The sequence below is a fragment of the Gottfriedia sp. OAE603 genome, from assembly GCF_040543965.1.
Classification (GTDB): domain Bacteria; phylum Bacillota; class Bacilli; order Bacillales; family Bacillaceae_G; genus Gottfriedia; species Gottfriedia solisilvae.
On sequence record NZ_JBEUNN010000001.1, the window covers coordinates 2,776,390 to 2,790,759 of the forward strand.

Genomic DNA, 14,370 nt, shown 5'->3' on the forward strand with positions numbered 1-14,370 from the left:
GGTACTTCGCTTTCCATGGGGCGTGACGCCCCTGATCCTCTGGATCTCATGCATGTGTTACGACAGAACGTCGTGGTTTTAGCAGCCCTACCTTGCTTTACCTCTGGGGTCTCAAGTTTCCCGCATCTCCGATAGGAGTCTTCGCACCTTTCATACCAATTATAATGAATCGAAATATAATCGATAAAACAAACTGTCATATCAACTGACTTTTTTATATTTTAATGTTCAGTTAATATAGTTTTATTTTCTAGACTTGTATGTAAAAACCCTCTTATCATGATGTTTTATGACGAATTAAAAAACCACCTATCAATAGGTGGTTTACAGATTTCTTTTATACACACTCTTCCCGTCATAACTAAATAAAACTTCTTTACCATCCATTTTCGTTTCAAAATGGATTGTCCTTCCCCACAATTGGAAAATATATGGTAAAACCTTTTCTAAATATTTCACTTCAAGTTCAATATCCTCATATCCATGCTTTAAATATAATTCACCATTCTTCAAATAGTCACCATCGTCCACTGTAATGTATGGATACCCACCATTCGTACGCATGTTCACTAGCTGATCACGTACTTTATCCCAACTTTTATCACTAACTTTATAATCTTTCCCATCTCTTTTAAACAAGTACATATCTTCTCTCATAACAAACTCTTTTGTTATATAGTTTCTAATGAAGCTAGTATCCGATTCTATTTCACGTACTTCGAAAATTTTTTCAGATCCGGAACCAATTTTCACACCATTTTTTTTCATTTCTTCGGACGGATTATTATATCGTTCTTCTATATCTTCAAACATTTTTAATCCAAAGTAATATGGATTTAATCTGGTTTTTGTGGGCTGTACAACGCTAGCATTCAATTTTGCAAATTCAATTGACTCACCTGATGTTAAATCTAGTTCTCTTAAAATGCGCTGATGCCACAGACTCGCCCATCCCTCATTCATAATTTTCGTTTCTAATTGCGCCCAAAAATAGAGCATTTCTTCTCGTAACATCGTCAATATATCTCTTTGCCATTCTTCTAATTCTCGACTGAAATGTTGAATAAAAAGCAAAAGATCTTTTTCAGGTTTAGGTGGAAATTTCTTTTTAATTGGTTTAATATGAACATCACTATTTTTCTTTTCATCTAATTTCCATAAATCATCGTAAGGACCAATTCGTTGGGGCAACTTTTCATCTTCATCCTGCAGTGTCCACGGCAATTGATTCCTAATAATTGAGGGATCAATATGTTCTTGTATAGCAAGGACCGCATCAATGAAACGCTCAACTATTTTTTTCCCAAACTTATGCTCATATTCGTTTATTCGCTCAGCAGTTGCCGCCATACTCTCGACCATATCTCGTCTCGTATTACTAAACCGAACATTATTTTTAAAAAAGTCACTATGTGCTAGTACATGAGCTACAATTAATTTGTTTTGAATCAGACTGTTTGTATCTAGTAAGAAGGCAAAACATGGATTCGAATTAATAACTAGTTCATAAATTTTACTTAGTCCAAAATCATATTGTAGCTTCATTTTGTAATACTGTTTTCCAAAACTCCAATGAGTAAACCTTGTCGGCATTCCGTAGGCACCAAATGTATAAATAATATCAGCAGGGCAAATTTCATATCTCATTGGAAAATAATCTAATCCAAAACCATTTGCTATTTCAGTAATTTCTTCTATTGCATATTCCAGTGCACGAAAATTGCTTGATTCCATTATTTTTCCTCCTACCTTGTGTATAGCCAATGTATGAAAAATTTTGTCAATATATGCTATGCAAAAATAAATTGAATCCTTTTGTTTTATTTGTTCTGATAGAGGTAAACAGCTTCTTTATGTCGAATTAAGTATTGCAGAAGGGAGATGTATAAATGAGCAAAATGATTCTATTGAAAAACCTTCGAAATGCTACTAGAGGAAATTTTTTTTCAATCAGTATTGATTATTCCTTGCAGGATGAAAAAATGAAAATTCAAGAATACGCTAAAGAATTAGAACAAGAAGGATTTATTAAATTAAAAGAATGTAAACAGTTAGAGCAAGCAATTTTTCTAAGCGGTATATTGAAATATGCATCCAATTAATTGGATGTTTTTTTTGTTTACACTATTTGCGAGCTCCTCACCTGTCCCGTCTTCTCCCATAGGAGTCAATCACCTCCAATCAAAATCTTGACTACTCTTTGCTTTCAAAAGCAATAATATTTACAAAACACACTAAACACAAAAAAACCTTACTTTTTAAAAAAGTAAAGTTTTGAATGACTATTTATTTGACTCAATCTACTTCTGTAATACGATAAATATTATGCCCTTCATTAAAGGCTAGTTCTTCAATTAAAAATGTTTTTTCGTGAAGTCTTTTATCGACTAGATCTTCGTATAAAAATGATTGTTGTACACCATCCATTTCTGGATTGTCATCATCTTTATTGGTTCCATCTTGATCTTGTTTGGCAGTTGGGTTTTCTCCCCCAGCAAGAAGTATCCATGTATAATTATCTTTTAAATGTTGATATACAGCATGTTTTTTATAGTGATTATGATTTAACCCAAATGCTTTAAATAGTTTTTTATGACTTTCAGACGACAGCCTAATATTATTATCTTTATCTTTCTTTAATAGATTACCATTATTGTGAATGTATACTTGAATATTCAATAACAATCCCACCTTTAATTTTGATTATATTTAATTATTTCTATTACGTTTGCAGGTTTTGTTTCGTTATTGGATATATTATTTGAATCATTTTTGAGATGTAAAAGAGGTACAAAATGTATAGTTAATTCGAGGAAAAAGTTTAGATTATCATTATTTTAATTCAATTCATTAATTTTGTAATAACAATTCTTTTGCTTGAGTTTCAGTAATTCCTTTAATTAACTCAAGCTCACTGATCAAGATTTTCTTAGCGTTTCCTAACATTTGCTTTTCACTTGAGTTGAGTGATTTTTCTTTATCTATTCGCATTAAATCTCGTACAACCTCTGCGCCATCTTTAATACTACCAGTTCTCATTTTCTCAGTATTCATTTTAAATCTTTCTTTATATGGAAGAGATAAATCAGATTGTCCATTATGAAAAATTTGTAATACATCCTCAAGCGTTTGTGAATTAACTACTAAACGGATTTTTGATTGATCCATTCTAGAAATTGGAATCATTACTTCCATCTTCTTAATCATCAATCTAATGACAAAATATTGTTGTACATCACCTTGAATTTCTTTTTCAATAATGGATTCAATAACACCTGCTCCTTGCATTGGATAAACAATATTATCGCCAATTTCAAACAATATACTCCACCCCCATTAATAACAACTCTTTCAAGCATAACACGAATTTAAAATTTGTCAAATTAATTATTTTATCAAAACGAAACTAATGTTGTCAATAGCTTTTTTGTTTTTTATAAAATAAACGTTTTCCTTTGAACAACTTTAAACTAAAATAAAAAACATTATCTTATCTAAAAGATAATGTTCTTTGAAATGTTTCTTACAATTTAAAATGATTTAGAATCCACCATTACTAATATTATACGCAATAAAAGTACATACAATAATCATGCCGATACATAATAACAAAATAAAACCTGATAATTTTGCTAACCCTTTTTCTTCCTTTACGATCGCAACGACACCAGCAATTAGACTTGCTAACAAACTTATATAGTACGTGTATAATGCAATGAGTTCAATTAAATCAATGGTATGAATTGAAAAGGCAAAGATCGCCCCTAGTATGCTAATCATTACAAGGAAATATGCAAATTTTCCTATTTTTTGGCTAAATTGTATAACACCCTTTGTAACAATCACTAGACAAAGGATTAAGCTGATAAAAAAAGTACCTGCACTTATTTTTTGAAATACATTAGGAAGTGGATCAGAGAATAGGCCAATATATGAAAGAAAAATAATACAAAATAAAAGTAATACATATCTTCTATATTTTTTGAGTTTATCCATTAACCCCCATCCTCCTAGGCAAAGTATATTCCTTAAAACTTTTTGCCTTAAACCATACTATTCAACAATTGATGAATTTCTCCTTTAGGATTGATAGGTGTGATTTCGACAAGAACAAAAGTTCTTGCATTTTGTCGGAGAGTAAATGGAGAACCATCATTTACAAACGTACGTTCTTATTTTATAATGGTTTTGTGGATAGTAATTTGATGAAAAATCGGGTTCAAGTAAACAGGTAGGCTAAATAAAAAAATTGATATTCGAGGAGCTAAATAAAATGACAGTTAAATTAATCCCTTATTTAATTATGGATGGTAATGCAAAGGAAGCAATAAAGTTTTACGAAGAAACGTTAGACGCTCAAATTCAATTCAGTCAAACTTATGGAGATTTTGCTGATACACCAAATACTGTTGATGCAAAGGATCTGATTATGCATGCATGTCTTCAAATTGGCGAATCAAACCTAATGTTATCTGATACATACCCAGGATATCCTCATCAAACGGGTAATCAAGTTACAATCTGTATTTCTACAAATGACATCGAAAAATCAAGACATATTTTTGAAGGTTTATCTAAAGGTGGGCAAGTAGAATTCCCACTTCAAGATACTGGATTTAGTCCTGCATATGGAAAAGTTGTAGACAAATTTGGTGTATTATTCCAAGTTTTCACAGAAGGTAATCAATAATTCCTTCAAGGAAGTGATTCCTTTGTTTTATTAGTTTCATGAATCAATTTTTCCATCTTTTTATGTATCCCATTTTATTAAACAAGTATTATACCTTACATACAAAAAAGAAAATAGCTTTGTCTTATGAATCATTAGACAAGGCTATTTTCTTTTTTAATATATGATTGTTTTATTTATTTCTTACAATAAAGGTAAATAAATGGAAATTCAATTTATAAATTTACATTACAATCCGGACATAGTCCATATATTTCAAATTTATGGCTTTGTACTTTATAACCTGGTAAATCAACAGGGATATTCTCCATTGGACAACCATGAATACTTTTCGTATTTCCACAGTCTAAACAGATAAAATGATGGTGATGCTCAGCAGAAGCGCATTTTGATCTAAATCGCTTCTCCCCGTCCAATTCAGTTACTTCCACTACATCTACATCTACAAAAGTGGTTTAAATTACGATAAATTGTATCAAAGCTGAGTCCTTTGTATTTATCTTTTAATGCAAATTGAATATCTCTTGCCGTTACATATTTATTTTGTCTAAAAATATATTCAAGCATATCATATCGTTTAGGAGTATTTTTATAGCCTCGATCTTTTAATAATTTTGATGCATCTGCTAATTTCATTTAATCACTACCTTTATCTCGTTCTTAATTTCTTCCAACCTAACGTTAAAATAAGAATAAGGATTTGCAGGATCACAATTGTACCACCCGGCGCTAAATTTAAAAAGTATGAAAGGAATATTCCCGCAACAACCGATAGTTCTCCAAAAATAATGGAATAGATGATTGTTTGTTTAAATCCTTTTGCAATACGAATGCTGGCTGCAACGGGTAATGTCATAAGCGAAGAAACTAATAAGACCCCTACAACTCTCATTGAAACAGAAACGACCAATGCTACTAATAAAATAAATAAATAGTGAATCCATTTTGCATTTATACCCGATGCAACAGCGTATTCTTCATCAAATGATAATAAGAACAATTCTTTATACAGTACGATAATTGAAATGACAACAAATATTGCAATGATTATGACAGTCATTAAATCTTGCCCAGAGACTGCACTTACACTTCCAAATAAGAAACTAAATAAATCCGTATTAAACCCATTTGCTAACGAAATTAAGATCACGCCTAATCCCATACCACCGGAAAGAATGATCGGAATGGCAAGTTCTTGATAATGTCTATAAACACTTCTTAATTTTTCAATTAAAAATGCACCTGCGACTGAAAATGTCATCCCCATAAATAATGGACTCATAAATCCACTTGAAAAGAAATACTTTTCTAGTAATAAGCTTGCTGCAACACCTGATAGTGTCACATGGCTTAACGCATCTGAAATTAATGATAATCTTCTAAACACAACAAACACTCCAAGTAATGGAGCCATAATTCCTATAATCATACCTGTTAGTAATGTATTACGTAGAAAATCATATTGAAAAAAATCCATCATAAGCTATCTCTCCCCCTCTTCATGTTCGTGGTTATGAGATAGTAGATGTACTGAATGACCATACAAAATCGATAGATCTTTCTCAGTAGCATCCTTAAATTTTTCTCTGCTTCCGTGGAAATGAAGTTTTTTATTTAAGCAGGCAACATGTGAAACTTTATCAGTAATAATACCAATATCGTGAGAGACTAATAATAATGTAATACCTAATTTTGTATTTAAATCACTTAGTAATTCATAGAAGCTCTCTACATTTTCCGCATCTACCCCAACAGTAGGTTCATCTAGAATAAGTAATTCAGGATTACTTACTAAAGCTCTTGCGATAAAAACACGCTGTTGTTGCCCACCAGAAAGTTCACCAATATTTCGATTTGCAAATTCATTCATCCCTACAGATTTTAATGCTTCAGTAACTTTTTGTTTATCCGAGTTTTTAAATCCATTAAACAGTCCTAACTTTTTAACTAGCCCTAGTGAAACGACTTCAAATACAGATGCAGGAAATCCCGAATTAAAGCTATTCGCCTTTTGAGAGACATAACCAATCTTTTCCCAATTCTTCATTTTACGAATATCAGTTCCAAACAATTCTATGCTTCCTTGATTAGGTTGCTGGATTCCAAGAATACATTTAAGTAAAGTGGATTTCCCACTCCCATTTGGACCAACTAACCCTAAGAAGTCTCCTTTTTTTACTAGAAGATTTATATCTTTTAAAACATTTTGACGATCATAACTATAAGATAAATCTTCTATCTTTATGATATTTTGACTCATTTATACACCTTCATCTATTTAGGAATAATTACGTTTTGTAGTTCAATTTCTTAGTATAAGAGATTCCACCCTATTTGTAAACAAAGAAACATTCGCATTTTTCCTTCTTTCTTTTGTACTCTTTTTTGACGGTTTTTTTGAACTTTTTCAAAGGTATAAATTGAACTTTTTTTCATTAGATTTTCATTAAAAATACACCTTAAAACTTAAGTGTATTTTAATGTTTCTTAAAAAAACCTTTATTTATAAGGCTTTTCATTTTGTGACAAAAAATACATATGTTACAATTAATCTATAAAACTATAGATAAAGAGGTGGTTTTTTGAACGCAGTCACACATCGAAGGCTTTCAAATTTCAAGATTTTTAAACGGGGGTTTTTCATTACATTAGGAGCTGCTTTAATGGCAGTCTGCTTAAAAGCATTTTTTATTCCAACAGATATTATTGATGGTGGAATTGTAGGTATCTCTTTGATCCTCTCTCATATTACTTCGATTAATCTCGGTATTTTTCTATTCATCTTAAATTTACCTTTTGTATTAGTAGGATATAAACAAATAGGTAAAACATTTGCAATTTCAACATTATTTGGAATTAGTTTGTTATCAGTATTTACATCTTTATTTAAAGACATTCCTCATTTAACAGCAGATCCATTGTTAGCTTCCTTATTTGGTGGTCTTGGGTTAGGTATCGGCGTTGGTTTAGTAATCCGTTATGGTGGTTCACTAGATGGTACTGAAATCATCGGAATTCTTTTATCAAAATCAACTCCATTTTCTATCGGAGAAGTAGTCATGGCATTTAACGTATTCATCCTTGGTAGTGCAGGTTTCGTTTTTGGATGGGACAATGCAATGTACTCACTAATTGCCTATTACGTAGCATTTAAGACGATTGATCTTACGATTGAAGGTTTCCAAGATACAAAGTCAGTATGGATTATTAGTGATAATGATAAAGAAATTGGCGATGCTTTAAATGCCCGTCTAGGCCGTGGCGTAACATATTTCCACGGTGAAGGTGGTTTTATGGGTGAAGATAAAAAAATTATTTTCACAGTCATTTCACGATTAGAAGAAGCAAAATTAAAATCAATTGTAGAAGATTTTGATGAAAATGCTTTTGTGGCAATTGGTAATATTGCTGACGTTAAAGGCGGGAAATTTAAAAAGAAAGCAATTCACTAATCAAAAAAGCTTGAGTTCATTATGAATTCAAGCTTTTTTCTATTTGAAGAGCTACTAAAATCAATTTCAGAGTTCATTAAATAGAGATTCTCATCATAAAATGAATAGATGAATATAACACCAACCTAGAGGAGGATCATGATGAATATTATTCAGACACTCATTAATAAAAAAGTTAATAGTATTACGCCGAAAGAATTATTAAAATTAAGTCAGCAATACCAAGTATCAATTACGCAAGATCAAGCGATTAAAGTCGCTTCTTTATTAAATGGTAAAAATGTAAATATATATGACTTAACCCAAAGAAAACAACTACTAGCACAAATTGCGAATGTCACTTCACCTCAAACGGCACAGCAGATTGATTCAATTTTTCAAAAGTTAACTTAAGCAAAGTTAATATGTTGATTAAAAACCTCTAATTAACAACTCTACTCATTTCGTATCTCATATAATTCTCTTACATCAATTTAATTTCAAAACGAAATGAGAGGGATTAAGATGGATTTACGTGAACTACATTATGAGATTATTTATTTAGATAAGAACACACAAGATGAGGTCAAATACAATCATGCGTTTCATTTGGATGATTTAAGTCATGACCTAGCCTTATCAATTGCAAGTAGTTTAATCGAACGTGACAAAGCACATTTAGTTTATATTAAATTATTATTTTTAGATGATCAAAACGAAGAACATATAAATAATGTAGTAACGGTTAAAAGGATCAAAGATGGAAAAATTATTGCCTCCCATTTAGATAGTAAATTAAAGAAAATCATTGAAACAGAGCTATAAATAGTAAAAACATAAGACCTAGGTCTTATGTTTTTTTTGTCTTTTTCGAAAATGTCAGTCTCACTTTAATAGATTTCATCATGAATGAACTTAGGAACTCATATTTGCTTACTTGGCAGTTAAATTTTGAATTACTATTGTCCTATTCATATGCAATATAAAAGTTTTAGATAACCAAAATCTATTATATAAATCAAATAGATTCGCTTTTGATTCCCAAAAGTTTGATCTCTTTTAATGGGAACATTGAAGATTTTTTTACAGAAAAATAGTCACCCTATTTTGGATGACTAAGTGTCAATAGCAAAAAGTTTCTTGTTATTTTTTCTTATATCTATTTCGATTCAATTCTTCGTTTTTTATTTCTTTCAATACATATTCAAATCGATTGATCTGATTGTTTTTATTCACAATATATATAAATGGTAATGAAAGAAAAGTTGAACTAAATAAGAATATTGACCATCCAATTCTATGGTTTCCGATAGCAATCAAAGAAGATGTTAAAAATATGACACTTGTCGAATATAACAGGAAACGAATTCGCTTGATGTTTTTAATATGTTTGTTTTTTTCCTCAGTAATAAATAAGGCGATTTCATCGAATGAACTCATATGCTTGATTTTTCCAAGGAATACGTATGGATTTTTCAATTCCAAAGTCTTCACTCCTTGTTATCTGTTTTGCCTCATTTTCATATTTGAACTTATCTTCATATTATTTATATACTACATTTACCGATTGATTATATCTTTTATATGCAATCATTTATTAATTTAAATTTTAAATAACACAAAAAAGCCCCAGCTTAAAAAGTTGGGGCTAGTTATTATGAATTTAAAAGTTGTTGAATTAGATTTTCATTAAATTCCTTATTTCGTAACATTTCAATTTCCAATTTATAAGGTGCTACTTTATTATTTTTATCTTCACCTACATATGGAGTCTCAAGAATCTTTGGAATTTCTGTCAGCTGTGGATGATGAACAATATAACTTAATGCGTCAAACCCAATTGTACCAAAGCCAATATTTTCATGTCTGTCTTTTCTGCTACCAGCAGGGTTTTTACTGTCATTAATGTGAAGTACTTTTAATTTATCAATACCCACTAACTGGTCAAATTGTTGAAGTACACCATCAAAATCATTTACGATATCATAACCTGCGTCATTAATATGACATGTATCGAAACAAACAGATAATTTATCGCTAAAGTGTACCCCTTCCATAATTCTTGCAATTTCTTCAAATGATTTACCACATTCTGAACCTTTCCCTGCCATCGTTTCAAGGGCGATCTGAACCGGTGTATCAGCCGTTAACACTTCATTTAAACCTTGTATAATACGCTCGATACCTGCATCTTCTCCAGCACCTACATGAGCACCTGGGTGTAAAACAATTTGTTTGGCACCTAATGCGGCAGTTCGATCAATTTCTTTTTGTAGGAACTCAACACCAAGTTCATAAGTTGCCGGGTTTGTTGTATTACCAATATTAATAATATATGGTGCATGAACAACAATATCTGCAATTCCATTTTCAGCCATATGCTTTAATCCTGCTTCAATATTTAAATCCTCGATTTTTTTACGTCTTGTATTTTGAGGTGCTCCTGTGTATACCATAAAAGTATTCGCACCATAACTTGCTGCTTCTTCACTTGCTGCTAAAAACATCTTTTTTCCGCTCATTGAAACATGAGATCCAATACGTAACATACTTGTCCACTCCTAGCTTTTCTTCATACATTCCATTGTAACACGATGATTCAAAAATGAAAAAAGAGAGGCTTTAATCGAGCCTCTCTTCATTCATATAGTCTATTTCCAGTTTTCGGTGACTTGTTTTTCTCGGCAAGAGGCAAAGTTCAGTTTCATGGGACTCGTCTTATGCTTGTCGGAGCTGAACAGTCGCCTCCGCTTTTCTTGTTGTCTAGCTCCACAAGCTAGCTCTTCGGTAATATTCCATTAATCTTTGAAATGGAAAAACCACCACTTCTTCAGATTAATGGAGATATTCCTCTCAGAGCTAAACGCGCTTGTTCCACTTTTCTTGTTACCTACTAGTTTTCTTTTTTACTCTTTGTTTGAATGTTTCGCGTTGTTCGTTTAGTTTGCGTTTGTAGCCTGGTTTTACTTTTGATGGTTTTTTGATGGCTTTTGTTGCTACAGCATCTAGGCTACGGTCTGTTCTTTTGCGTAGTTTACGTTTTGCACGTGGTCCTAGTTCAACCCATTCGCCATTTTTTAGTTCGCGATGTTCGAATGAGATGCCGCGATCTTGAAGTTTGTCTAGTGCCTGTTCATCTTCTTGGTCGTAAATTGTAATGGCTGTTCCTGAGTAGTTTGCACGGCCAGTACGTCCTACACGGTGTACATAGAAATCTAAGTCTGAAGGTAATTCGATGTTAATAACATGACTTACGCCTTCAATATCAATTCCACGAGATGCTAAGTCAGTTGCAACAATATATTGGAATTCTAAGTCTTGAATTTGTTTCATCATTTTTTTTCTTTCACGTGGACTTAAATCCCCATGAATTTGGCCGACCTTTAGCCCATATGATGATAATTGAGATGCAACTTCTTCAGCTTTTTTCTTTGTATTCGTAAAAATAATAGCTAAATAAGGTTGGAAGCTATTTAAGATGTCTTTTGCCATTCTCACTTTGTCTTTATGACGACTAGGAACGATAATATGCTCAATTTGCTGAGCAGATAGTTGTTTCGGGTTAATATGAATATGTTCAGGATTATCCATGTATTTTTTCATAAATGGTTTTAGCTTTTCAGGGATTGTTGCTGAAAATACTAGCATTTGTAAATTCTTAGGCATTTTTGATGCAACTTGGTCAACATCATGGATAAATCCCATATCTAACATTAAATCCGCTTCATCAACTACTAAGTATTTAGATGTATGCACTAATAGTACATTATCATTAACTAGATCTTTAATTCGACCTGTTGTACCAACGACAATGTGTGGTTGTTTCTTTAATTTTTCAACCGTACGCTTGTAGTCTGTTCCACCTACAAAATTCTTTGCAGTTAATTGAGCATCATCTGGACAACATTCAATAATAGATTGAATATCTTTATAAATTTGTGTTGCCAATTCACGCGTTGGAGCAGTGATAACTAATTGCACTTGATCAATTGTTGGGTCAAGTGTATTAATTGTTGGAATTAAATATGCGTGTGTTTTACCAGATCCTGTTTGTGATTGTCCGATAATACTACGTCCAGTTTTTACTTGTGGAATAATTTTTTGTTGAATTTCTGTCGGGCCTGTAAAATGTTTCTTTTCTATCGCTTCCATTATAAATGGTTTTAATTGATAATCTTTAAATGATACTGCCATATAATTCACCTTCTTAATTTGGACTTTCTTTGTTATATAGGAAACAATTTCCTAGTTCGAAATAGCTACAATTATCTATTATACAATAGTTTCACATGGAATAGCTAATTTTTCTTTAATCTTCTTATTTATTATCATTTTATTTTTTAGACTGTCCTATACTAACCATTTTTAAAGTAGTGCATAGCCTAAGTAATAAAATGCTTTTTTGAAAGGAGGTTTGTTAGAAATGGGATTACTTGATAAATTCAAGAAAAAAAATCAACAGGGGCAAAATATGTACGGACCGAACTCTTTTAATGGCTATCATCAGCCTTACCCTAATACGCAAAATCCATACGGTATGAGACCGCAATATCAACAATATCCAAATTTTCAACAACCACCACCACAACATCAATATCAACAAAACTATTTCCAAGGAGGGCAACAGTCCCATCCTCAAAACCAAGGATATTTTCAGCAACCAGCAACAGCCCAACCTCAATTAAATGCATATCAGCAATATGTAAATCAAAATAAATTATTGCAATCTGTGCCATTTCAAAATCAACCTGTTATTCAGTCACATAATAGCAGCATGCTTCAACACCAACAACCAGTTCAGAGTCAATATCCGATGACAGGTCAACCACCAGATAGAAAAGAAAGTGGTAGCACGGGATTTTTATCTCGAGTGTTAGGCGGCGACACATCTATTACTGGGATCATTGGCAATATGCAAAGAGCTGTTCAAACAGCACAACAAGTTACACCAATGATTCAACAATACGGACCAATTGTAAAAAACCTACCATCTTTATATAAGATTTTTAAGGAAGTAAATACTGATGATCCAAGCGATACAAAAAAAGCTACTAAAAACGAAAATAGTGTCCAAACACCCACAAAAGAGAAAAGAAGTAGAAAAAAAACAATTATGAATGATGATAGTGAATTGATGCAAATTCAAGAAAGTAATGTCTTAAATGATTCTCCAAAACCAAAATTGTTTATGTAAATAGACATTTTCCTTTGTATAGTTCTATCTCCCTCCTTTATAATAAAAAATGTACAACAATATAATAAAGGAGGGGCTACTCCATGAAAGTTATAAAAGTTACCCCACGAGGCTATTGCTACGGAGTTGTAGATGCAATGGTAATTGCTAGAAATGCTGCAAAGGATCCATCATTACCTAGACCAATTTATATTCTTGGTATGATCGTTCATAATAAACATGTTACTGATGCATTTGAAGAAGAAGGAATCATCACATTAGACGGACCAAGTCGTTTAGATATACTTGATAAAATTGATAAAGGAACTGTCATTTTCACAGCACATGGTGTCTCTCCAGAAGTAAAGTCTAGAGCAATAAAGAAAGGACTTACAACAATTGATGCAACATGTCCCGACGTAACAAAAACACATGACTTAATTAAAGATAGAATGGCTGAAGGATATCACTTTATCTATATCGGTAAAAAAGGGCATCCCGAGCCAGAAGGTGCTGTTGGTATTGCCCCAGATATCGTTCACTTAATACAAAACAAATCAGATATTGACGAGTTGTCTATTCCTACTGATAAAATTATCATCACGAATCAAACGACAATGAGTCAATGGGATGTTGTCGATTTAATTCAATATGCAATTAAGAAATATCCAACTGCTCATGTTCATAAAGAAATCTGCATGGCAACTCAAGTACGCCAAGAAGCAATTGCTGACCGTGCTGGGGAAGCTGATTTAACAATCGTCGTAGGTGATCCTATGAGTAATAACTCGAATCGACTTGCACAAGTTTCTCATGAAATAGCAGGTACAAAAGCTTATCGTATTTCAGATTTAACTGAGCTTCAATTAAGTTGGTTAGATGGTATTGAAACAGTCGCTGTTACTTCTGGCGCATCAACTCCAACACCAATTACCCGTGAAGTCATTGCCTTCTTAGAACGTTATGACCCAAAAGATGAAAGTACATGGGATATCACTTCTAATGTGGAGTTAAGTCGCATTCTTCCAAAAGTAAGAATAAAAGAATAATAAAAACTCGCCTTTTACGGGCGAGTT

16 protein-coding genes and 1 pseudogene are annotated in these 14,370 nt (G+C 32.2%); 7 read left to right on the forward strand and 10 right to left on the reverse strand.

All coding sequences use genetic code 11. The features are described 5' to 3' along the window. Window positions 1-324: 324 nt before the first annotated feature. The gene (locus ABID96_RS14260; RefSeq protein WP_192602608.1) at window positions 325-1,734 is read right to left on the reverse strand and encodes a SpoVR family protein; all 1,410 of its coding nucleotides are present in this window, start codon (window positions 1,732-1,734) and stop codon (window positions 325-327) included. A gap of 155 nt (window positions 1,735-1,889) precedes the next feature. On the opposite strand from ABID96_RS14260, the gene ABID96_RS14265 reads away from it, so the two are divergent. Next, window positions 1,890-2,102: a hypothetical protein gene (locus tag ABID96_RS14265; protein WP_087998904.1), complete on the forward strand. Its 213-nt coding sequence runs from the start codon at window positions 1,890-1,892 to the stop codon at window positions 2,100-2,102. A gap of 193 nt (window positions 2,103-2,295) precedes the next feature. Here ABID96_RS14265 and ABID96_RS14270 read toward each other — a convergent pair whose 3' ends face one another. The 3 genes from ABID96_RS14270 to ABID96_RS14280 all read right to left on the reverse strand — a co-directional run bounded on the left by ABID96_RS14270 (window position 2,296) and on the right by ABID96_RS14280 (window position 3,996). Further along, the gene (locus ABID96_RS14270; RefSeq protein ID WP_192602609.1) at window positions 2,296-2,679 is read right to left on the reverse strand and encodes a hypothetical protein; all 384 of its coding nucleotides are present in this window, start codon (window positions 2,677-2,679) and stop codon (window positions 2,296-2,298) included. Window positions 2,680-2,850: 171 nt separating this feature from the next. Further along, window positions 2,851-3,321 (reverse strand): CarD family transcriptional regulator, encoded by a 471-nt coding sequence (locus ABID96_RS14275; RefSeq protein ID WP_192602610.1) that lies wholly within the window; start codon window positions 3,319-3,321, stop codon window positions 2,851-2,853. 219 nt (window positions 3,322-3,540) lie between these two features. Next, a complete protein-coding gene (locus ABID96_RS14280; RefSeq protein ID WP_192602611.1) occupies window positions 3,541-3,996 on the reverse strand; it encodes a hypothetical protein in 456 nt (151 codons plus the stop codon). Window positions 3,997-4,273: 277 nt separating this feature from the next. Between ABID96_RS14280 and ABID96_RS14285 the strand changes: the two genes are divergently transcribed. After that, a complete protein-coding gene (locus ABID96_RS14285; protein WP_192602612.1) occupies window positions 4,274-4,690 on the forward strand; it encodes a VOC family protein in 417 nt (138 codons plus the stop codon). A 215-nt stretch (window positions 4,691-4,905) separates the two neighbouring features. On the opposite strand, the pseudogene ABID96_RS14290 reads toward ABID96_RS14285, so the two are convergent. The 3 genes and pseudogenes from ABID96_RS14290 to ABID96_RS14300 all read right to left on the reverse strand — a co-directional run bounded on the left by ABID96_RS14290 (window position 4,906) and on the right by ABID96_RS14300 (window position 6,950). Next, window positions 4,906-5,326, reverse strand: a pseudogene (locus tag ABID96_RS14290) (Fur family transcriptional regulator). 13 nt (window positions 5,327-5,339) lie between these two features. Continuing rightward, a complete protein-coding gene (locus tag ABID96_RS14295) occupies window positions 5,340-6,170 on the reverse strand; it encodes a metal ABC transporter permease (RefSeq protein ID WP_192602614.1) in 831 nt (276 codons plus the stop codon). 3 nt (window positions 6,171-6,173) lie between these two features. Continuing rightward, on the reverse strand, window positions 6,174-6,950 hold the full coding sequence (locus ABID96_RS14300; protein ID WP_087998897.1) for a metal ABC transporter ATP-binding protein: 777 nt from the start codon (window positions 6,948-6,950) through the stop codon (window positions 6,174-6,176). A 403-nt stretch (window positions 6,951-7,353) separates the two neighbouring features. Here ABID96_RS14300 and ABID96_RS14305 point away from each other — a divergent pair, with 403 nt between their 5' ends. The 3 genes from ABID96_RS14305 (at window position 7,354) to ABID96_RS14315 (ending at window position 8,946) form a co-directional block, all read left to right on the forward strand. Next, entirely contained in the window at window positions 7,354-8,142 is a 789-nt protein-coding gene (locus tag ABID96_RS14305; protein WP_192602615.1) for a YitT family protein, read from the forward strand. Window positions 8,143-8,283: 141 nt separating this feature from the next. Beyond that, window positions 8,284-8,535 (forward strand): DUF2624 domain-containing protein, encoded by a 252-nt coding sequence (locus tag ABID96_RS14310; RefSeq protein ID WP_192602616.1) that lies wholly within the window; start codon window positions 8,284-8,286, stop codon window positions 8,533-8,535. A gap of 111 nt (window positions 8,536-8,646) precedes the next feature. Further along, window positions 8,647-8,946, forward strand: a complete 300-nt coding sequence (locus ABID96_RS14315) for a hypothetical protein (protein WP_192602617.1) — start codon at window positions 8,647-8,649, stop codon at window positions 8,944-8,946. Between the two features lie 318 nt (window positions 8,947-9,264). Here ABID96_RS14315 and ABID96_RS14320 read toward each other — a convergent pair whose 3' ends face one another. The 3 genes from ABID96_RS14320 to ABID96_RS14330 all read right to left on the reverse strand — a co-directional run bounded on the left by ABID96_RS14320 (window position 9,265) and on the right by ABID96_RS14330 (window position 12,315). Further along, window positions 9,265-9,606, reverse strand: coding sequence for a hypothetical protein (locus tag ABID96_RS14320; protein WP_192602618.1), 342 nt, complete (start codon window positions 9,604-9,606; stop codon window positions 9,265-9,267). A 170-nt stretch (window positions 9,607-9,776) separates the two neighbouring features. After that, a complete protein-coding gene (locus ABID96_RS14325; RefSeq protein WP_192602619.1) occupies window positions 9,777-10,670 on the reverse strand; it encodes a deoxyribonuclease IV in 894 nt (297 codons plus the stop codon). A 337-nt stretch (window positions 10,671-11,007) separates the two neighbouring features. Further along, complete coding sequence (locus ABID96_RS14330) at window positions 11,008-12,315, reverse strand: DEAD/DEAH box helicase (protein WP_192602620.1); 1,308 nt, start codon at window positions 12,313-12,315, stop codon at window positions 11,008-11,010. Between the two features lie 229 nt (window positions 12,316-12,544). On the opposite strand from ABID96_RS14330, the gene vrrA reads away from it, so the two are divergent. Then, window positions 12,545-13,315, forward strand: coding sequence for a VrrA/YqfQ family protein (gene vrrA / locus ABID96_RS14335; RefSeq protein WP_192602621.1), 771 nt, complete (start codon window positions 12,545-12,547; stop codon window positions 13,313-13,315). 83 nt (window positions 13,316-13,398) lie between these two features. Next, window positions 13,399-14,343 carry a 4-hydroxy-3-methylbut-2-enyl diphosphate reductase gene (locus tag ABID96_RS14340; protein ID WP_087998888.1) on the forward strand — a complete coding sequence of 315 codons (945 nt, stop codon included), beginning with the start codon at window positions 13,399-13,401 and terminating at the stop codon, window positions 14,341-14,343. Window positions 14,344-14,370: the final 27 nt, after the last annotated feature.